Here is a 19518-nt window from a genome sequence, read left to right on the forward strand (position 1 = left end):
CGCTGCTGGCGAGAACTTTGAAAATCACGAGAAATCTCGACGGAGGAGACATGACGCGGCCCAGCCTGCCCCCTTTGCCGCCGGACACCGACCTGCGCAAGCTGATCCATTTTTCGGCGAGCGACGGTCGCATCTGGCTGGCCGGACAGCGGATGGTGCTGCTGCATGCCGGCGCGCTGGCGACGCTGCGCCAGGAACTGATGGAAAGCGTCGGCCCCGCGCAGACGCGGCGTTTCTTCACGCGGGTCGGCTTCGCGGCCGGCGAACGCGACGCCGCGCTCGCGCGCGAGATCCGCAGCGGCGCGTCGCTGTTCGACATGTTCCACGTCGGCCCGCAACTGCACATGCTCGAAGGTGCCGTGCAGGTCACCCCGTTGCGGTTCGAGGCCGACCCCGCGACGGGTGCGTTCTACTGCGAATACCGCTGGGAACATTCATGGGAAGCCGACGTGCACCGCCGCACGTTCGGGCCGCAGCCCGAACCGGTGTGCTGGATGCTGATCGGTTATGCGACCGGTTATACCAGCGCGTTCATCGGCCGCACGATCCTGTTCAAGGAAACGAGCTGCGTCGGCATGAACGACCCGCACTGCACGATCGTCGGCAAGCCGGCCGACGAATGGCCCGACGCGGAGGAAATCACGTCGTGGTTCAAGGCCGACTCGCTGATCAATACGATCCGCGACCTGCAGACCGAGGTCGAATCGCTGCGCCTCGAGATGACGCCCGACGACGGCCGCACCCGGCTCGTCGGGCGCTCCGATGCGTTCCGCGCGGCCTATGCGCTGCTGGAGACGGCCGCGCCGACCAAGGTCGCCGTGCTGCTCACCGGCGAGACGGGCGTCGGCAAGGAACGCTTCGCGCGTGCGCTACACGGCCTCAGCCCGCGCGCGGCGAAGCCGTTCGTCGCGATCAACTGCGCGGCGATTCCGCATGCGCTGATCGAGTCGGAACTGTTCGGTGCGGAGAAAGGCGCATTTACGGGCTCGCAAACCGCGCGCGCCGGGCGCTTCGAGCGCGCGGACGGCGGCACGTTGTTTCTCGACGAGATCGGCGAGCTGCCGCTCGACGTGCAGGCGAAGCTGCTGCGCGTGCTCCAGGAGGGCGAGGTCGAGCGGCTCGGCGCGACCGACGGCCGGAAGGTGGACGTGCGCGTCGTCGCGGCGACCAACCGCGATCTCGAACAGGCCGTGCGCGACGGCACTTTTCGCGCGGATCTCTACTACCGGATCAACGTTTATCCGGTGCTGATTCCGCCACTGCGCGACCGGCAGGACGACATCGCACCGCTCGCCGACGCGATGCTCGACCGCTTCGCGGCGCTGCACGGCAAGCCGACGCCCACGCTGACCGATTACGCGTACGACGCGCTGCGCGGCTATCGCTGGCCCGGCAACGTGCGCGAGCTCGAGAACCTGATCGAGCGCGCGGTGATCCTGTCGCGGCCGAACCGTCCGGTCGACGCGAAGGACCTGTTCCCCGGCGTCGGCTCACCCGGCGGCGCGACGGTCGACCGGGCCGGGCAGATCCGGCCGGCGGCCGCTATGTCGATCGACTGCGGGTCGATCCTCGACCAGTTGCAAGGCGGCGGCGGGCTCGACGGCCTCGAGCGGGCACTGCTGCATGAAGCCGTCGACCGCGCGAACGGCAACCTGTCGGCCGCCGCACGCCTGCTCGGCCTGACCCGCGCGCAGCTCAGCTATCGGCTCAACCGCAGACAGGACCAGGAGGACGCGTGACATGAACAGCATCCTGCCCGCCGATCCGTTCGACGATCCGCCGCCGGCGCTCGAACCGGCCGCCGCCGACGCCGCCGACGCCGCCGAACCGCATGCCCGCACGCTCAGCGAGCACGCGTATCACCAGCTCCGGCAACACATCATCGAAGGGCATTACCCGCCCGGCGCGAAGCTGCGCGTCGAGCACCTGAAAGACGTGTACGGCGTCGGCGCGGGCACGCTGCGCGAGGCGCTCACGCGGCTCGTCAGCGATGCGCTGGTCGTCGCGGAAGGGCAGCGCGGGTTTCGCGTGACGCCGATGTCGGTCGACGATCTGGAAGCGATCACGCGCCTGCGCATTCATATCGAGGTCGATGCGCTGCGCGACTCCGTGCGGCATGGCGACGATGCCTGGGCGCAGCGTGTTCGGCAGAGCTTCGAGCAGTTGTCGGCGTGGGAGCAGCCGGTGTCGATCGAGCACCGCGCCGCATGGGAAGCGTGTAACCGGCGCTTTCACGAAGCGCTGATCTCGGCGGCCGCGACGCCGTGGACCTATCTGATCCTGCGCATGCTGTCGCAGCAAAGCGAGCGCTACCGGCGCGTGTGCATCGGACTCGGCGATTCGAAGCGCGACGTGCATGCGGAACACACGTGCCTGTTCGAGGCCGCGATGCGCCGCGCCGATGCGCGCGCCGCGCTCGCGCTCGAAGACCATATCGGCACGACACTCGCGGTGGTGCGCAACGCGCCGCCCGGCACGTTGCCGTTCTAGCGCACCGCCGCGCGGACGACGCGATCACGCCAGCTCGGGATACCCGTGCGCGGCCGCGTCCCGCGCGAACCCGGCAATCGTGTCGTACGCGCCCGGCGGCAGGCGCTCGAATCCCTTCAGCCGCAGTGCGCTCGCCCGCGCCGGATCGAGCGCGACCGCGTGATCGAGCGCATCCTGCAACGCCTCCACGAGCCGCCCTTCCAGCGCTTTCGACGCGATCAACGGCAACCCCGGCGCCGACGCCGTCATGCCGATGATCCGGATCTCTTTCAACAATTCGGGCAGCGCGTCACGCACGTACGCGAAGGTCACGCAATCGATCGCCGCGCAATCGGCAACGCCTGCGGCCAGCGCGCGCAGCACGTTCAGGTGCGAGCCGAACGGCACGACCGAACCGAAGAAACGTCCGTCATGCGCATGCGGCGCGACCGCGTGCCGGAATGCGTTCATCCCGCTATGCGAATCCGCACCGTTGAAGGCGGCTCGCAATCCGCGACACGCTGCCAGCGTCGTCGCGCCGCCCGCATGCACGCGCGCCGACGCGACCAGCACGCTGCTGTAGCGCGCGCCGTCACAGCCGGGGGCATCGAAGGCCGGTGTCGCGATCAGGTGCGCGGTATCGCGCAATCCGAGCATCCGGTACGGATATCCGCACGTCTGCGACAACAGCAGGTCGTTGCGGCGCCACAGCGCGTGCAGATCTCCGAACGGCTCGTCAAGCAACGCGACGCCGGCCGGCCCGCCGGCGCGCGCGAACGCATCGAGCGCGTCACGCAGCAGCGCGCGCCACAGCGCGGCGTGGCGCGGCGTCACGTTGTACATCGGCAGTCCGGCGATCCATTGGCTCATGCGCGCATTCTACGCATTGGCGGCGCCCTGGAGAAAGCCCGTCCGCCCGGGCGTCGCCGGGGTCCGGCACGCGGCACGCGGCCGGGGCCGGGGCCGGGGCCGGGGCCGGGGCCGGGGCCGGGGCCGGGGCGGCCAATGCTTATCGGCCGCGCAGCGATAAGCAAATCCGAATTGCTTGGTTGGCCTGACTACGCGGCCCGGTTAGCGTTCCAGTGTCGCGACGCCGCCGCATGCCGCTGTAGCGGCTGACCGCGAGCCACGACGCCGGTCGGCCGACCGCATCGCAGCCCGCACCGGCGCGATCGTCCGCTACCGGTTATCCGAATATCGCCCGCTTTACCGGCTTCACCCGCTTCATCCGCCCCAGCACCATGGCCGAATACTTCGACGTCGACCACGCGCGCGCGATCGCCGCACTCGACGCCCGCTTCACTGCCCGTACCGAGTGGCCGACCTGGCTGCTGGTCGTCGCGATCTACGGCGGCTGGCTCGCCGTGCTGCTGCTCGTGCGTGCCGAGCGCCTGTCGCTCGCGGCCGCGACGCCGCCGCTGATCCTGCTCGGCGCGTGGCACATGTCGCTGCAGCACGAACTGCTGCACGGCCATCCGACGCGCTCCGCGTTCGTGAACCGGCTACTCGGCTATCCGCCGCTGACGATCTGGTACCCGTACACGCTCTATCGCGACACGCATCTCGACCATCACCGCGACGAGGACCTGACCGTGCCGGGCGTCGACCCGGAAACGAACTACGTGTCGCGCGAGCAGTGGGCGCGGCTGCCGCGCTGGCGTCGCGCGCTGACGGTTGCGCGCACCACCTTCGTCGGACGTCTCGTGTTCGGGCCGCCGACGAGCATCGCCGCGATGTTCGCCGACGCGTTCGCCGCGTTCAGACGCGGCGACTTCCGCTATCTGCCGATGTGGGCGACGCACGCCGCCTGCGTGGTCGCGCTGCTCGCCTGGCTGCAGTGGTCGATCGGCGTGCCGTGGTGGTACTACCTGCTGGCGGTCACGTGGCCCGCGCTGTCGCTCGCGATGATCCGTTCGCTGTTCGAGCACCGCGCCGCACGGCATCCGAAGGCGCGCATCGCGATCAACGAGGCCGGTTTCGCGATGCGGCTGCTATACCTGAACAACAACTACCACCTCGTGCATCACGACTTGCCGAAGCTGCCGTGGTTCGACCTGCCGCGCGCGTACCGGATGCGGCGCGACGCCTATGCGGAGAAATGCGGTGGCTTCGTGATCCGCGGCGGGTATCGCGAACTGCTGGCGCGCCATGCGTGGACGCCCACCGACACGCCCGTGCACCCGTTCGACCAGGGCACGGCGTCGCTGTCGACGGGCGGCGGTGCGAAGGTCGCCGCCGTCGACGGATATCTTCAGATCAGTACGTAACGCGCGAGCGGGGCCGCGCTTCGCCGTGAAGCCGCCCGATCCGACGACGCGACGACACGCGCGCAAGGCCGCCCCGGCGCGCATTCATTACAAAAAGCCGACAACGCCGAGCTTCATCGGCGAATTGCCAATTCCACCGGCAATGTCCAGAATGACGGCTCGTCCGGGGTTCCAACAATCATTCGCCCCGGCTCAGCCTCCCGGCCGCGCGCCGCACTCCCCTACGACGATGCAACCGAACACCTCGCCGGGCGCGATCCGCTCGATCGGAAACGACTGGTCCGTCTCCGCGGTCACCGCGGGCTTTCTCGCGGTGCTGATTTCCTACGCGGGCCCGCTCGCGATCTTCTTCCAGGCGTCGCAGGCCGCGCATGCGTCCAACGAGATGGTGGCTTCGTGGGTCTGGGCGATCTCGATCGGCGCGGGCGTGTCGGGGCTGTTCGCGAGCTGGAAACTGAAGGTGCCGGTCGTGACCGCGTGGTCGGCGCCCGGCACCGCGCTGCTCGTCGGCCTCTTTCCGCAACTGACGCTGAACCAGGCCGTCGGCGCGTACATCACGGCCGCGCTGATCATCCTCGTGATCGGCATCACCGGCTATTTCGACCGGCTCGTGCGCCATATTCCGCGCGGCATCGCGTGCGGGATGATGGCCGGCATCCTGCTGCCGTTCGGCATGCACGCATTCTCAGCCGCGACCGCGCAGCCGGTGCTCGGCTTCGGGATGATCGCCGCGTACGTGATCTTCAAGCGCCTGCTGCCGCGCTACAGCATCGTGCTCGTGCTGCTGACCGGCGCCGCGCTCGCGACGCTGCTCGGGATGGCGCATCTCGGCAACGTGTCGCCGAGCATCGCGCGGCCGGTCTTCATCGCCCCCGAATGGACGCTCGGCACGACGCTCAGCCTCGCGCTGCCGCTCGTCGTCGTCAGTCTCACCGGCCAGTTCCTGCCGGGGATGACGATCCTGCGCGTGTCGGGCTACCACACGAGCGCGCGGCCGATCATCACGGCAACCAGCGTGATGTCGCTCGCGGTCGCGTGCTTCGGCGGGATCACGATCGTGGTCGCGGCGATCACCGCGGCGCTATGCACCGGCAAGGACGCGCACGAGGATCCGGACCGGCGTTATATCGCGGGCATCGCGAACGGCGTGATCTACCTGATCGGCGGGCTCTTTGCCGGCACCATCGTCACACTGTTCTTCGCGCTGCCGAAGGCGTTCGTCGCGATCCTCGCGGGGCTCGCGCTGATCGGTGCGATCGGCGCGAACGTACACGGGATCTTCGAGGATGAGGCGCATCGCGAAGCATCGGTGATCACGTTCCTCGCGACCGCTTCGGGGATGACGTGGCTCGGGCTCGGATCGGCGTTCTGGGGGATCGTGATCGGGTCGGTCGCGTATGCGGTGTCCGGCAGGGCGCGGCGGCAGGCGTAACGCGCATCCTTTCTGCCGCCACCCCGCTCACCGCGCGTGCGCGCGCACCAGCGTCGCGAGCGCGTCCGCCAGTGTCGTCGTGCCATACACCCGCTCCGACACGCCGACCTCGACATCGATCTGCCCCGCGTTGTGCACGTCGTACAGATCGACGATCAGTTGCGCATGCCGTTCGCTGAGCCCCGCACGCAACAGCGTCGCGGTCCATGCGTCGCGCGGCAGTTCGCGCGCGACGATCTCGCGGTCGGCCGCCACGCCGAGCGTATCCGCGATGTCCCGCACGCTCACACGCTGCGGCCCCTCGATGCTGACGATACGCGGCCCGTTGCCGGTTTCGGCGGAATCGAGCAGCAACCGCGCCGCCGCGACACCCACATCGGGCGCCCAGACCGTCGTAAACTCCTTGTCGACCGGATGGTGAAAGCTCGGCAGCACACCGGTTGCGAGCGCGACGGGCAACACGCGCGTCCAGTTCTGCACGTGCTCGGCCGAGCGCAGCAGCGTGAGCCGCGTCGGGACCGTCTTCACCGCTTCTTCCAGACGATGAAAGAGCCGCGTGATGCCCGTGTTGCCCTCACGCTCCGCACCGTAGTCCGACAACGCGAGCAGCGCCGGCGGCGGATTCGCGGCGAGTGCGCCGGTCACGATGTCGATCGTCCGCTCCATCGTCGCGGCCGGATCGTTGTCGGCGACGGGCACCGGACACAGCATCTGCACGGCTTGCGCGCCGTCGATCGCCATGGCGATCGCACGTGCGTCCGTCAGGTCGGCGATCGCCACTTCGCAGCCGAGTTGCGCGAAGCGTTCGCGATGGCGTGCGTCGCGCAGCACCGCGCGCACGGGATGGCCTGCGTGGCGCAGGGTCGTCACGGTCGACAAGCCGACGTTGCCTGATGCTCCGAAAATCACGAACACGATCCGCTCCTGGGGGATGAAGGTGATGTGATTGTCGGTGCGCATCGCCAACGTGACGCGCACGGACGGATGACGCGAGCAGGAAAGGATGACGGATCAGGCGCGTGCCGGGTTTGTCCGTTGCATGGCAGGAACCGGACGTTGTACGGCTCGGTGTCGAACGCCAGCGGTCGCGGCTCGCATGGTGCCGCCAGCCACGCTCATGCAGTCGAAACGAAGCAGCGTCCGCGCGTGACGAACCGGGCACGCGCCGATCGTCGTCGCGCACGCGCGGACATTGAGCCACCGCGCTCGATCAACGGTCGTCACCGTCATAAGCGAGCCTCAGCCCACCCCGCCCCCCTGACCGCGCGATCTCCGTCGGCGTCGCGCCCAGCACGCGATTCATCCAGTTCGCCATGTGGCTCTGATGCGCAAACCCGGCTTCGAGCGCGATCTGGCTGATGCTGAGCCGGCCTTCGAGCAGCAACGCCTTCGCACGCTCGACCCGGCGCCGCACCACGTACTGATGCACCGGCATCCCGAGCGTCTCGCGAAACAGCACCTTGAAATGCGGCACGCTGATCGACACGAGCGCCGCGAGTTCGGCGAGCGTCATGCGTCGCTCGAGGTTCGCCTCGACATAGTCGATCACGCGGGCCGCCGCCTTCGGCGCAAGCGTACGCCGGCGCTCGCGGAACACCGGCTGGCTGTCGACCAGCCGCGCGACGAGCGCCGTGCACAGGCTCTCCGCATAGAGCGGGTCCGACGCGTCTTCCGCCTCGAGTTCGGCGGCCATCGCCCACGCGATGTGCTGCAGGCGCGGATCGCGCACCTGCAGCCGCCGGCGGATCTGCGCCTGCGATGGCTTCAGCTCGAGTTACTCGAACGTGCGCCGCACGAACGTGTCGCTGAGCGCGATGTGCAGGATCCGGCAGTCGGCGCTGTCGGTCCACCGGCCCGGCAGGCCGGCGGGAATCACGTCGACGTCGCCGTGCGCCTGGATGCGCGACACGCGTTCGCCGTCGCACACGCAATCCGCGCGCACGGGCGAACCGATATGCACGCCGATACGGTGATGCTCGGCGGCCGGAATCCGGTACGTGCCCGCGCGAATCTCCAGCAACGACGCGCCGAAGCCGCGCCAGCCAAGCCCGCGGCTGGAGCGCAGGCTGACCGGCACGCCGTTGTCGGTCGGCGCGGCAAGAATCGGATCGCTCATGGTTCCCCTCCACCAGATCGGGTGTCGAACGCGCATTGTGACGCTTTTCCGCGGTGCTTGCCGGGCCTGAACGCCCGTTCCCGCAGCGCGCGGAACAAGATCATCCGTTTCTGCTCAAACCGATCCGCGCCTGCGCGCCGGCACGCGCCGACACGCCTACGATCGCCTCATCCGACACCTGCGGAGCCCGTCATGCCCGATTGCCGCCCGTTTCGCGCGACGTTCGCCGCGCCGCCGCCGCCCGGGGCCACCCGCGTTGCTTCCCGCCGCGCTTCCCGCGCTGTTTCCCGTCCTCGTTCCGGCAGTATCCGCGCGACACTCGCCGAACGCTGCCTGCGCATGATCGGCTGGTACCGGCTCGAGCGGCTGCTCGCGTCGATTCCCGACAGCAACGACGACTTCGGGATCGTTTAACCGCCGCGACACAGGGCACACGCGCCGCCCGCGTCGGCCTACTTGCGCCGCCGCTCGTGCGGCGCGACGGTCGCGCCGTCGATCACCGGCGCGCCCTGCTTGATCAGGAAATCGCGAAACAGCCCCGTCACCTGCGAGATCCGCCGGTCGGCGAGCGTGACCACATACCATTCGCGCTCGATCGGGTTGCCCGGAAACGGCAACTGCCCGAGCAGCCCGGTGCGCAACTCGAGTGCACACGCGTGCAACGACAGGAACGCGACGCCGAGCCCCGCTTCGGCCATCTGCTTGATCGCCTCGTTGCTCGACAGCTCGGAGCCCACGTGGAAGCGGTAGCCGGCCGTCTTGAACAGGCTCTCGACCGTGGAACGCGTGCCCGCGCCGCGTTCGCGCACGAGCAGGTGCGCGGATTCGAGATCCTTCAGCGCGACACGCTTGCGCTGCATCAGCGGATGGCCGGGCGCCGCGACGAACACCATCGGATGCTTCGCGAACTCGACCGCGTGCGTGCGCAGCTCCTTCGGCGCGCTGCCCATCACGGCGAGATCGATTTCATGCGTCGCGAGCATGCGGATGATGTCGTCGCGATTGCCGACCTTGAAATAGGTCTTCACGTGCGGCCGCGTCGCGGTGAATTTCACGAGCAGCGGCGGGATCAGGTACTCGGCCGTCGTGATCGCGCCGATCCGCAGCGTGCCGCCGAGATCGCCCGTCAGCGCGGCCACTTCGTCGCCGGCCTCGCTCCACAGATGCAGGATCTCGCGCGCATAGCGCGACACGATTTCACCGGCGGCGGTCAGCTGCACGCCGCGCCCCACCCGCTGCAGCAGCGCGGCGCCCACCGCCTCCTCGAGCAGGCGCACCTGCAGCGACACGGCCGGCTGCGTCAGGTTCAACTCCTCGGCCGCGCGCGACACGCTGCCGAGGCGCGCGATCATGTCCAGCGCCTTCAGCTGCCGGAACGTCGCGGTCTTTCCTATAAGTGAATACATATGAGTCGCTTATAAACATTAAATTGTTCGCGTAGGTTCAAAACTATATCGTCGGTTCTTGAGCAATGTCATCCGAATCGTCATCAGCGGGAGCCACAACATGGACACCATCACGCCTACCCCTGCAACGGATCGCGCACCGCGCGTGCCGCGCATCGTGATCGTCGGCGGCGGCGCCGGCGGCCTGCAGCTCGCCACGCGCCTCGGCGACACGGTCGGCCGCCGCGGGCAAGCCGACGTCGTGCTCGTCGACCGCTATCCGACGCACTTCTGGAAGCCGCTGCTGCACGAAGCCGCGTCCGGCCATCGCGATCCGGCCTCGCACACGATCGAATACGCGGCGCAGGCGAAGCGCCACGGCTTCCGCTTCGTGCAGGGCGCGCTGCAGCGGGTCGACCGCGCGGCACGCACGGCGACGATCGCCGCGGTGCAGGACGCGGACGGCACGGAGATCCTGCCGCAGCGCGAGCTCGGCTACGACGACCTGGTGCTGGCCGTCGGCAGCGTGACGAATTTCTTCAACGTGCCGGGCGCCGCGCGCCACGCGTTGCCGCTCGAAAACCTCGACCAGGCCGAGGACTTCCGCCGCAAGTTCCTCGCCGCGTGCACGAAGGCGAACCACCTGGCCGAGCAGCAGCCGGCGCGGCGCGCCGCGCCGATCTGCATCAACGTGATCGGCGCGGGCGCGACGGGCGTCGAACTGGCCGCCGCGCTGCGCCATGCGATCCAGCAGCTGACGACGTATCGCTTCAAGGCGCTGGTGTCCGCACGCGACGTGCACATCCGGCTGATCGAAGGCGGCCCGCGCATCCTGCCTGCGCTCGACGCAAGGCTGTCGGCCAAGATGCACGCGCAACTGCGCACGCTGAACGTCGACGTGCTGACGGACACGCGCGTCGCGGAAGTCGGCGCGGACGCGGTCACGACCGCGGCCGGCGAGCGGCTCGCGAGCGACATCACGATCTGGGCGGCCGGCGTCGCGGGCCCCGCGATGCTGCGGGAACTCGGCGACATCGCGCTCAACCGGTCGAACCAGGTGATCGTGACCGGCACGCTGCAGACGCCCGACGATCCGCACGTGTACGCGTTCGGCGACTGCGCCGCGTGCCCGTCGGCCGACGCGGGCGGCTTCCTGCCGCCGCGCGCGCAGGTCGCGCACCAGCAGGCCGTGTACCTGGGCGAAGCGCTCGCGCGGCGCCTCGCCGGCAAGCCGGTGGCGGGCTTCACGTTCCGCGACGCGGGCACCGTCGTGTCGCTCGGCCAGGCCGGTGCCGTCTATCAGGCCGACCTCGGCATGCGTTCGCGCTCGCTGATCGTCGACGGGCTCGCCGCGATCGGGCTGTACAAGTTCCTGTACCGCAAGCACCTGTTCAGCGTGCACGGACTGAAGCGCGCGCTGTTCCAGTCGCTGAGCCACTGGCTGCAAAGCCGCAACCAGCCGTCGATCAAGCTGCACTGAGCGTCGACGGCCACGCGGCATCGCAAGACGGCGTATCGGGCGCACCTCGCCCGATACGCCGTTTTTTCATGTGCACACATCCGGTGCATTCATATCGCGCATGCGTCGGGTGCGTCACATCGAACGCCATCGATACGATGCCATTCGTCCCGAACGCATGGATCGCGTGCATCCCGCGCCGGTACTGGCTCGCCGCCCGATTCATCAGTCAAACCCTATGAGTCGGCTATAAATATTAATTGGTTGCAATTTCCGGATCGACGCTAAGGTGTCGGGCATTCCCGTCCGCGAACGGACCGTCACGTCTCAGGAGAGGAATCACCGTGGTCATCGAAGCCATCGTCACCCGTCTCGACGCCGCATTCGCGCAGATCGAAGCGACACCGGATTCGCACGAATCGCGCAACCAGCGCGATGCGATCATCCAGTGGCTCGACAGCGCGTCGGAGCAAGGATATCGACTCGGTCTCGTCACGACGCTGCCGGCCGCCCGCCTCAGCGACATGTTCGAAGGCCAGTTCGGCCGCGCGAACCTCGACCGCTTCTCGGTCGTCGTGACCGACGCCAATCAGCAGGACTCCGTAGCAAATCAGCATCCGTTCGACGTCGCGCTGCAAGCGCTGGGCGTGCCGCCCGAGCGCGCGGTGGCCGTCGCGAGCAGCGAACCGGAACGCCGCGAAGCCGAGACGTTCGGCCTGTCGCGTTGCGTGCGCATCACCGACACGATGCGCTCGATCGCATCGGCAGGCGTGCACTGAGCCGAGCACCGCATACGGGCCGGCTCGCGCCGGCCGGTCGCGAGCCGGCGCGATGCCGGCGATTGCCCGACCGAATTCCGACATTCCGCCGTCAAGGCGGCCTGCAACACTTCCAGGCTCGACCGATCCTGCCCGGCGACCGGATGTCGGCGATGGCCGCGAACATGCGATGGGACGTGTATCGCAATGGCTCGCGGCTCATCGTGAAGATGATGCTTTTACAACGAGCGCGAGATGGAATTCCAGGCGGCGTGCGACGGCGCGAAGATCGCCGCGGGCAGTCACTTCTACGACTACGCGGTACGCGGAATTGAAGCGCCGTTACGGGTGTCCGTGACGCGCCGTCAGTCCACCGGGTAATCGAGATCGTGCCAGCGCTTCGCCGATTTCCCGCCGGAGCCGAGGTGACCGCCGGGGAAGCGCATCACCGCAATTGCGTGCAGCGCTTTCGCGTCGAGCGCGGCGTCGCCGCAACTGCGCCTGACCTTGAGATCGCGGACGCGCCCCTGCTCGTCGAGCCAGACCCGCACGATCACGCGCCTTCTCGACGCGAGAGTCTGCACACCGCGTGACAACAGGCGATCCATCAGCGACATGAAGTTCTCCCCGATCGTCGAATGCTACGGTTATCGCCGTTGTGCGCGCCGCGTCAATGCCGGGCGGCTGTGCTCATGTGTGCCGGCGCCGCCTTCGGCTTCGCGGCGACGTGCGCCTTCGGCTCGGCGCCGGCCGCATGTCGAACCTTGCCGGTCTTCGCGGGGGCCGCGTGTGCGTTCGGCGCAGGTTTCGCGCCGGCATGCGCCGCGACCGGCGCCTTCGACTGCGACTGTGATTGCGAACGAACGGTTTGCCGCCCCGGCTTCACGGCCGCCGCACTGCTCGCCGCCACGGGCGGATGCTTGACCTGCTGCGCGTACGCGTTGACGTCATGATCGCTCATCCACGATTCCGTGTAGGCCGCCGACGCGGGATGAGCCAGGTTGAGATACGCGACCGATGCGACGAGAAAGGCACGAACATGCGTGCGACGATTGAATGCGGTAATGACGAATGCTCCTTTGCGAACTGACTCGACGCCCTGTATCGGCGCCGTCGTGGCGGCACGATAAAGGAGCGCATTCCGCACCGCAAGCGTCTGCCGGAGATCCAAACGATTCTTGACGTTTGAACGATCGATCCGGTGCGGGCGAGGTCGAACCGGCGCGGCAGCCGCGCGGTCGCTTCGGCATGCACATGTCGTCGCGCACGGGGCCGGAACGCTGAAAGCCAATCGCCCCCGACGACGCCGAACTAGGATTCGCCGACGGTGTCGAACGTGCATCGCCGGAGAGTCACATGAAACGCGCCACCCCGTTCGCCCTCCTGATCCTGCTCGCCGCCACCAGCTTGCCGGCACTCGCCGGCAGTGCCGCGTCGCCGGTCCCGCAGCAAGCGAAAAACTGCGTACCGTCCTCCTCCACGTCCGCCGGCACGGCGCCCGGCTCCCGCGCTGCATCAAAAGCGCCGCCGATTCGCGTGTGCGTCGGCGATCCCGACACGCAGCTGAACCTGCCGTGGTTCCTGACCGACGTCCTCACCGCCGTGGACACGCATCAATCTCCCCGCGACCTGCTCCACAAGATGCGCGACGATTTCTGAAGCGCTGCTGTCGCCGATGCACGCGCTGGAACAACCCGCAGCAAGCGGGTTGGGCCTCGTTCAAGGCGCGCCGATGCCTGGATCGCCGGAAGTGACGCGCGATGCAAATATTTCCCCGCAAGCATCAATCAAGAAATTACGCGATTTTTGAATATCAATATTTCGTAATCGAGGGCTGCACGCCTTATACTTGCCGCGCACCATCCTCGTGCCAAGAGACGGTGTCTTCTGTCCCGGCCGCTCACCGATGCGGCCGGTTTTTTTTCGTGTGCGATACCGATATACATGCGTGGTCGGGGTATGTTACGGAGAAGCGCCTCGAATCCAGCGCCCCGCCGCGATGCCGCTTCGTGCGTTTCGCGAGCGTAGAATCGCTTTGCGTCCCGATATCGGCGCGAGCCGCGGTGCCTCGGCCAGGCACGGCGAACGCATCGCGTCTATCCATCGACCGGTTCGATCTGCATTCTCATGCGCACAACAACAAGTACGACCCGAGGACCTGCCGCGCCCGCACTGCCCCCGAAGCCCGCATTCCAGCGCAGCGGCGCGTGGCCGCACGTCGTTTTCCCGCTTGCCCTGATCGTCTGCATCCTCGTGTTCGTGGTCGCGCTCGTCGTTGCCGGGCGCCTGGCGCGCGACGCGATCGCGCAGCACGAACGCGTCGTCGCGAACGACATCGTGATATCGGTCGACCGCATTCTCGACGGAATTCGCTCGCGTCACCCGGCCGAGCTGGACGCGCTGGTCGGGCGACCCTGCATGACGATCTTCAGGACGCTCGCCGAAGTAGGCACTCACCTGCGCTATCTTCGGGCCGTCGGGCTGGCGAACGACGGTCGCGTCACATGCTCGTCGGCACTGGGCGCGATCGACGTCCCGCTCGCCGCATACATTCACGCGCCCGAGCCGGGGATGACGGCCATCACGCTGCTTCGGCAAACGCCGTTTCAGCATCGCGTTCCGGTGCTGGCGGCGTTTCGTGCGACCGCGCCCGAATCCGGCGTCCTCTATGTGGTCGAAGGCGACTATCTGGCGGACATGCTCGCGCACGGCACCCGCTTCGGGGCGGAAACGGCCACGCTGTCGATCGAAGGCGCCGGAAGCATCGATCAGCATGGCGCGTTCGTGCCGCCGTTCGGCGCGGCGCCGCCCACCGGCAGCACGATCGCGTCGGGCGCCTGGCCGTTCACGGTCTCCGTCACCTCGTCGGAACCCTACGTTTCGCAGGTGCAGCGGCGCTACGGACTGATCTGCGTGACGATCGCGCTGCTGGTCAACGGCCTCGTCGCGGCCGCGTACCTGCTCGCGATGGCGCCGCGCCGGCTGTTGCTGAAGGCCGTTCGCAATGCGCTGAAGCGCAACGAGTTTCATGTCGTCTATCAGACTATCGTCGATGTCGAAACGCGCAGGACCGTCGGCGTCGAGGCGCTGCTGCGCTGGCAGCATCCGAAATGGGGGCCCATCAGTCCGGCGGTGTTCGTCCCGCAGGTGGAATCGAGCACGATCCTGCCGAAGGTGACCGAATTCGTGCTGCGCACGGCCATCTCGGAACTGTCCGCGCTCGCGCCGTCGATGCCGCTGCATGTCGCGATCAACGTCGCGCCGAAGGATCTCGAACGCGCGCGCTTCGTGTCCGTCGTCGAAGACGCGATCCGCCGGCTTCCGCCGGGCTGCACGCTGGTGCTCGAAGTCACCGAGCGCATCCTGCTCGAGAAGAATCCGCGCACCACCGAGATGTTCGCCACGCTGCGCGCGAAAGGCGCGAAGTTCGCGATCGACGACTTCGGCACGCACCACAGCAACCTCGACATGCTGTCGCGCTTTCCGTTCGACTACGTGAAGATCGATCGACAGTTCATCTCCCGGCTGACGACGGGCAACGCGAAACTGATCGAAGGGATCGCCGCCGTCGCGCACCACTACGGCCTGAAGATCATTGCCGAGGGCGTGGAGACGGAGGAGCAGCATCGCGCGCTGCATGCGGTCGGGATTCAGTATGCGCAGGGCTATCTGTACCAGCGACCGCAGCGACCGGAAGACCTGAAGCGGGAATTCGCGCCGATGCCGGCCTAGGGCCCGCGCTGCGGCAACACTGCCGCAGTTGCCGGACGACGCGCTCGCGCACTCGACAGACGAATGCGTACCGCCCGAACGTCATCCGGCCTGCGCGCGACGCCGATTGCTTCACGCGGTCGATGCAACGCGCACCACGTGGCGGATCCGGCGCCGCGTCCTGCCACCCGATGCCAGCGGCGCCGCTTCGGCGGGAACCGCGCGAGAAGCGCTAAAATCCGCCGCCTGGGCATCCACGACGAGCAAGTGTCTTGACTGCGTTCGAGCAGGGTTTCATCCTCACCCGCCACTGGCGGGACACCGCGTCCGGCATCGAGATCGAGTTCTGGCTGGCAACCGAACACGGTCCGCGCCGCGTGCGGCTGCGCCCGCAGGAAGCCGTCGCGTTCGTGCCGGCCGAGCAGCGTGCGCTCGCCGAACGCACGCTGGCCGGCGAGCGCGATGCCGAACTGCGCCCGCTCGCGCTGCGCGACTTCCGCCAGCGCGCGGTGGCCGGCCTCTACTGCCGCCGCTACCGCCATTTGTCCGGACTCCAGAAACGCCTCGCCGCGGCCGGCGTCGACGTCTACGAAGCCGACGTGCAGCCGCCCGACCGCTATACGATGGAGCGCTTCATCACGGCGCCCGTGCAGTTTCGCGGCACGGCCGGCCGCGACGGCACGCTGACCGACGGCGAACTGAAGCCCGCGACCGGCTATCGTCCCGCGCTGCGCTGCGTATCGCTCGACATCGAGACGAGCGTCCACGGCGAGCTGTATTCGATCGCGCTCGAAGGCTGCGGGCAGCGGCAGGTCTACATGCTCGGCCCGCCGAACGGCGACGCGCGCGCCGCGGACTTCAAGCTCGACTACTGCGACAGCCGGCCCGACATGCTTGCGCGGCTCAACGACTGGTTCGACGAACACGATCCCGATGCGGTGATCGGCTGGAACCTCGTGCAGTTCGACCTGCGCATCCTGCATGCGCACGCGGAGCAATACGGCGTGCCGCTGAAGCTCGGGCGCGGCGGCAGCGTGCTCGAGTGGCGCGCGCACGGGCAGCAGCCCGACCATTTCTTCGCGGGCGCGGCCGGCCGCCTGATCCTCGACGGCATCGACATGCTGAAATCGGCGACGTGGACGTTCCCGTCGTTCAGCCTCGAATACGTGTCGCAGTCGCTGCTCGGCGAAGGCAAGTCGATCGACAATCCGTATCAGCGGATGGACGAGATCCAGCGCCGCTTCGACCACGACAAGCCCGCGCTCGCGCACTACAACCTGAAGGACTGCGAACTCGTCACGCGCATCTTCGACAAGGCCGACCTGCTGTCCTTCGCGCTCGAACGCGCGACCGTCACGGGCCTCGCGGCCGATCGCACCGGCGGCTCGGTCGCCGCGTTCACGCACCTGTACCTGCCGCGCATGCACCGGCTCGGCTACGTCGCGCCGAACCTCGGCGACGTGACCGGCCAGAACAGCCCCGGCGGCTTCGTGATGGATTCGCGACCCGGCCTGTACGACTCGGTGCTCGTGTTCGACTACAAGAGCCTTTATCCGTCGATCATCCGCACGTTCCTGATCGATCCGGCCGGGCTGATCGAAGGGCTCGCGCATCCGGGCGACGACACGTCGGTGCCCGGCTTTCTCGGCGCGCGCTTCTCGCGCACCGCGCATTGCCTGCCCGACATCGTGCGGCGCGTGTCGGAAGGCCGCGACGAAGCGAAACGCCAGCGCAACGCGCCGTTGTCGCAGGCGCTGAAGATCATCATGAATTCGTTCTACGGCGTGCTCGGCTCGACGGGCTGCCGGTTCTTCGATCCGCGCCTCGCGTCGTCGATCACGATGCGCGGCCACGAGATCATGCACCGCACGCGCGAGCTGATCGAGGCGCAGGGTTACGAAGTCATCTACGGCGATACCGATTCGACCTTCGTGTGGCTCGGACGCGAACACGACGACGACGCGGCCGGCGCGAAGGGCCGCGCGCTCGTCGAGCACGTGAACCGCTGGTGGCAGGCGCACCTGCGCGATCGCTTCGGGCTGGAAAGCGCGCTCGAACTGCAGTACGAGCGGCATTACCGGCGCTTCCTGATGCCGACCGTGCGCGGCGCGGAAGAAGGCAGCAAGAAGCGCTATGCGGGCCTCGCGCGCGCGGCGGACGGCGGCGAGGACCTCGTGTTCAAGGGGCTCGAAACGGTGCGCACCGACTGGACGCCGCTCGCGCAGGCATTCCAGCGCGAACTCTACCGGCGGGTGTTCAAGCGCGAGCCGTACCAGGATTTCATTCGCGACTACGTGCGGCGCACGCTCGCCGGCGAATACGATGCGCAACTGATCTATCGCAAGCGCGTGCGCCGGCCGTTGAGCGAATATCAGCGCAACGTGCCGCCGCACGTGCGTGCCGCGCGGATCGCCGACGAATTCAACCAGGCGCGCGGCCGGCCGCTGCAGTACCAGCGCGGCGGCTGGATCAGCTACGTGATGACGACGGCCGGCCCGGAACCGCTCGAAACGATGCGCTCGCCGATCGACTACGCGTTCTACGTGAGCCGCCAGCTGCAGCCGGTCGCCGATGCGATCCTGCCGTTCCTGCGCGACGATTTCGAACGCGTGATTTCCGGGCAGGGGCAATTGTTCTGAGCGCGATGCGCGGCGAGCGCGGCTGCCCGCGCCGACCGTCTCGCCACCGGACCCGGCGATGACGGCTAAAATACCGGCCTGCCGCGCCTCCCGCCGCGGCCGGAGGACCTTCATCATGACCGCACGTCGCGGTGCCGCGGTCGCCATCGCGCCCGGTCACGAGACAGCCAGCCTGTCCCAAGCCCAGCAAACCTTCAATACGCTCGTCAAGCACATCGAAAAGCGGCGCGAGCGTCTGGGCGCATGGGAAGCCGTCACGCCGGCCTTCCAGAAGAAATTCGTCGACGGGCTGCTGCCGCTCGAACAGGAAGCGACCGCGCTGCGGATCAGGCTGATCCATCTGCTCGACGATGCGTTCCTGCAGAAGGGCCTGAGCAAGGCCGAGCAGCGCATGCTGTCCGACCTGATCGCCGACATGGCGCGCGACTTGCTGAACGTCAGCGACGACGCGGCGCTGAGGGTCATTTACAACCGCCATCGCGCATCCGACGACGCCGGCAGCGCCGTGGCCGATCCCGAGCCGATGAAGCGGGAGCCGCAGCCGATGCCCGCCACGGAGCCGGCCGACGATCTCGACACGCTGTCACCCGACGAGCTCGCCGAGCGGATGCAGGCCGAACTCGACGCCCAGTTCGAGCGAGACATGGCCGCTCACGCGGCCCGCGAGGCCCAGCGCGCGAAGCGCAAGAAGGCGCCGAAGCAGTCGGCCGCGCAGGCGAAGCGCGAGGCCGAGCAGGCCGAATCGAGCAAGTCGATCCGTGAGATCTATCGCAAGCTGGCCAGCGCGCTGCATCCCGATCGCGAAACCGATCCGCAGGAACAGCAGCGCAAGACCGTGCTGATGCAGCGGGTCAACCACGCGTATGCGAAGGGCAATCTGCTGCAACTGCTGGAACTGCAGCTGGAGATCGAACAGATCGACCGACGCGCGATCGACGGCCTGAGCGAAGCACGGCTCACGCGCTACAACGGCATCCTCGAGGAACAGCTGCGCGAGCTCGATCAGGAGATCCGGCACGTCGAGAACGATTTCCGGCGTACTTACGGCATCGCGTCGTCCGTCAAGATCGCGCCCGATACCGTGATCCGCATGCTCGCGCGCGACATCGCCGGCATGCAGCGCGGCAACCAGGACCTGACCGTCGCGCTGCGCGAGTTCGAGGATCCGGACTACGTCAGGGACTGGTTGAAGGACATGAAACGCCGGCCGGTATCGTCGCGCTTCGACGACGATTCGTTTTGAGCGAAGCCGGCGTGGGCCGGCGCGCGGCGCCCACGCTTC

At 68.0% G+C, this 19518-nt stretch carries 16 protein-coding genes and 2 pseudogenes; 12 read left to right on the forward strand and 6 right to left on the reverse strand.

Features of this window, described 5'->3' with window-relative positions; translation table 11 throughout:
• Positions 1 to 50 precede the first annotated feature (50 nt).
• Complete coding sequence (locus DID98_RS13285; RefSeq protein WP_124520940.1) at positions 51 to 1739, forward strand: sigma-54-dependent Fis family transcriptional regulator; 1689 nt, start codon at positions 51 to 53, stop codon at positions 1737 to 1739.
• 1 nt (position 1740) lies between these two features.
• On the forward strand, positions 1741 to 2490 hold the full coding sequence (locus DID98_RS13290; protein ID WP_124520942.1) for a GntR family transcriptional regulator: 750 nt from the start codon (positions 1741 to 1743) through the stop codon (positions 2488 to 2490).
• Positions 2491 to 2514: 24 nt separating this feature from the next.
• On the opposite strand, the gene DID98_RS13295 is transcribed toward DID98_RS13290, so the two are convergent.
• On the reverse strand, positions 2515 to 3339 hold the full coding sequence (locus DID98_RS13295; protein WP_044845470.1) for a phosphate/phosphite/phosphonate ABC transporter substrate-binding protein: 825 nt from the start codon (positions 3337 to 3339) through the stop codon (positions 2515 to 2517).
• 371 nt (positions 3340 to 3710) lie between these two features.
• On the opposite strand from DID98_RS13295, the gene DID98_RS13300 reads away from it, so the two are divergent.
• Both DID98_RS13300 and DID98_RS13305 read left to right on the forward strand, forming a co-directional pair.
• Positions 3711 to 4736 carry a fatty acid desaturase gene (locus tag DID98_RS13300; protein WP_124520944.1) on the forward strand — a complete coding sequence of 342 codons (1026 nt, stop codon included), beginning with the start codon at positions 3711 to 3713 and terminating at the stop codon, positions 4734 to 4736.
• 229 nt (positions 4737 to 4965) lie between these two features.
• The gene (locus DID98_RS13305; RefSeq protein ID WP_124520946.1) at positions 4966 to 6168 is read left to right on the forward strand and encodes a benzoate/H(+) symporter BenE family transporter; all 1203 of its coding nucleotides are present in this window, start codon (positions 4966 to 4968) and stop codon (positions 6166 to 6168) included.
• Between the two features lie 27 nt (positions 6169 to 6195).
• Here DID98_RS13305 and DID98_RS13310 read toward each other — a convergent pair whose 3' ends face one another.
• Positions 6196 to 7083 (reverse strand): NAD(P)H-binding protein, encoded by an 888-nt coding sequence (locus DID98_RS13310; RefSeq protein WP_124520948.1) that lies wholly within the window; start codon positions 7081 to 7083, stop codon positions 6196 to 6198.
• 295 nt (positions 7084 to 7378) lie between these two features.
• Positions 7379 to 8284 (reverse strand): annotated as a pseudogene (locus tag DID98_RS13315) (helix-turn-helix domain-containing protein).
• Positions 8285 to 8476: 192 nt separating this feature from the next.
• Here DID98_RS13315 and DID98_RS13320 point away from each other — a divergent pair.
• Positions 8477 to 8698: a hypothetical protein gene (locus DID98_RS13320; RefSeq protein WP_185500432.1), complete on the forward strand. Its 222-nt coding sequence runs from the start codon at positions 8477 to 8479 to the stop codon at positions 8696 to 8698.
• Positions 8699 to 8736: 38 nt separating this feature from the next.
• Here DID98_RS13320 and DID98_RS13325 read toward each other — a convergent pair whose 3' ends face one another.
• Complete coding sequence (locus DID98_RS13325; RefSeq protein ID WP_124487108.1) at positions 8737 to 9690, reverse strand: LysR family transcriptional regulator; 954 nt, start codon at positions 9688 to 9690, stop codon at positions 8737 to 8739.
• A 100-nt stretch (positions 9691 to 9790) separates the two neighbouring features.
• Between DID98_RS13325 and DID98_RS13330 the strand changes: the two genes are divergently transcribed.
• From DID98_RS13330 to DID98_RS13340, 3 genes and pseudogenes are all read left to right on the forward strand, one after another.
• The gene (locus DID98_RS13330) at positions 9791 to 11149 is read left to right on the forward strand and encodes an NAD(P)/FAD-dependent oxidoreductase (protein WP_124520950.1); all 1359 of its coding nucleotides are present in this window, start codon (positions 9791 to 9793) and stop codon (positions 11147 to 11149) included.
• A gap of 323 nt (positions 11150 to 11472) precedes the next feature.
• A complete protein-coding gene (locus DID98_RS13335; protein WP_044845476.1) occupies positions 11473 to 11907 on the forward strand; it encodes a hypothetical protein in 435 nt (144 codons plus the stop codon).
• A gap of 149 nt (positions 11908 to 12056) precedes the next feature.
• Positions 12057 to 12267, forward strand: a pseudogene (locus DID98_RS13340) (hypothetical protein); the annotation flags it as partial.
• Here DID98_RS13340 and DID98_RS13345 read toward each other — a convergent pair.
• Both DID98_RS13345 and DID98_RS13350 read right to left on the reverse strand, forming a co-directional pair.
• Positions 12252 to 12503 (reverse strand): energy transducer TonB, encoded by a 252-nt coding sequence (locus tag DID98_RS13345; protein WP_124520952.1) that lies wholly within the window; start codon positions 12501 to 12503, stop codon positions 12252 to 12254. The pseudogene DID98_RS13340 and the gene DID98_RS13345 sit on opposite strands and share 16 nt — an antisense overlap.
• A 53-nt stretch (positions 12504 to 12556) precedes the next feature.
• Positions 12557 to 12847, reverse strand: a complete 291-nt coding sequence (locus DID98_RS13350; protein ID WP_124520954.1) for a transcriptional regulator — start codon at positions 12845 to 12847, stop codon at positions 12557 to 12559.
• A gap of 395 nt (positions 12848 to 13242) precedes the next feature.
• Between DID98_RS13350 and DID98_RS13355 the strand changes: the two genes are divergently transcribed.
• The 4 genes from DID98_RS13355 (at position 13243) to DID98_RS13370 (ending at position 19479) form a co-directional block, all read left to right on the forward strand.
• The gene (locus DID98_RS13355; protein WP_124520956.1) at positions 13243 to 13545 is read left to right on the forward strand and encodes a hypothetical protein; all 303 of its coding nucleotides are present in this window, start codon (positions 13243 to 13245) and stop codon (positions 13543 to 13545) included.
• Positions 13546 to 14013: 468 nt separating this feature from the next.
• Positions 14014 to 15618 carry an EAL domain-containing protein gene (locus DID98_RS13360; protein WP_124520958.1) on the forward strand — a complete coding sequence of 535 codons (1605 nt, stop codon included), beginning with the start codon at positions 14014 to 14016 and terminating at the stop codon, positions 15616 to 15618.
• 251 nt (positions 15619 to 15869) lie between these two features.
• Positions 15870 to 18236, forward strand: coding sequence for a DNA polymerase II (locus DID98_RS13365; RefSeq protein ID WP_124487115.1), 2367 nt, complete (start codon positions 15870 to 15872; stop codon positions 18234 to 18236).
• A 115-nt stretch (positions 18237 to 18351) separates the two neighbouring features.
• Positions 18352 to 19479, forward strand: coding sequence for a molecular chaperone DnaJ (locus DID98_RS13370; protein WP_124520960.1), 1128 nt, complete (start codon positions 18352 to 18354; stop codon positions 19477 to 19479).
• The last annotated feature ends 39 nt before the right edge of the window (positions 19480 to 19518 follow it).

It is taken from the genome of Burkholderia sp. Bp8984, assembly GCF_003853755.1.
Classification (GTDB): domain Bacteria; phylum Pseudomonadota; class Gammaproteobacteria; order Burkholderiales; family Burkholderiaceae; genus Burkholderia.

Bases quoted from the DNA above. Each gene is read 5' to 3' on its own strand.
- DID98_RS13285 (WP_124520940.1), top strand. From the start codon at position 51: ATGACGCGGCCCAGCCTGCCCCCTTTGCCGCCGGACACCGACCTGCGC.
- DID98_RS13290 (WP_124520942.1), top strand. From the start codon at position 1,741: ATGAACAGCATCCTGCCCGCCGATCCGTTCGACGATCCGCCGCCGGCG.
- DID98_RS13295 (WP_044845470.1), bottom strand. From the start codon at position 3,339: ATGAGCCAATGGATCGCCGGACTGCCGATGTACAACGTGACGCCGCGC.
- DID98_RS13300 (WP_124520944.1), top strand. From the start codon at position 3,711: ATGGCCGAATACTTCGACGTCGACCACGCGCGCGCGATCGCCGCACTC.
- DID98_RS13305 (WP_124520946.1), top strand. From the start codon at position 4,966: ATGCAACCGAACACCTCGCCGGGCGCGATCCGCTCGATCGGAAACGAC.
- DID98_RS13320 (WP_185500432.1), top strand. From the start codon at position 8,477: ATGCCCGATTGCCGCCCGTTTCGCGCGACGTTCGCCGCGCCGCCGCCG.
- DID98_RS13325 (WP_124487108.1), bottom strand. From the start codon at position 9,690: ATGTATTCACTTATAGGAAAGACCGCGACGTTCCGGCAGCTGAAGGCG.
- DID98_RS13330 (WP_124520950.1), top strand. From the start codon at position 9,791: ATGGACACCATCACGCCTACCCCTGCAACGGATCGCGCACCGCGCGTG.
- DID98_RS13345 (WP_124520952.1), bottom strand. From the start codon at position 12,503: ATGTCGCTGATGGATCGCCTGTTGTCACGCGGTGTGCAGACTCTCGCG.
- DID98_RS13350 (WP_124520954.1), bottom strand. From the start codon at position 12,847: ATGAGCGATCATGACGTCAACGCGTACGCGCAGCAGGTCAAGCATCCG.
- DID98_RS13355 (WP_124520956.1), top strand. From the start codon at position 13,243: ATGAAACGCGCCACCCCGTTCGCCCTCCTGATCCTGCTCGCCGCCACC.
- DID98_RS13360 (WP_124520958.1), top strand. From the start codon at position 14,014: ATGCGCACAACAACAAGTACGACCCGAGGACCTGCCGCGCCCGCACTG.
- DID98_RS13370 (WP_124520960.1), top strand. From the start codon at position 18,352: ATGACCGCACGTCGCGGTGCCGCGGTCGCCATCGCGCCCGGTCACGAG.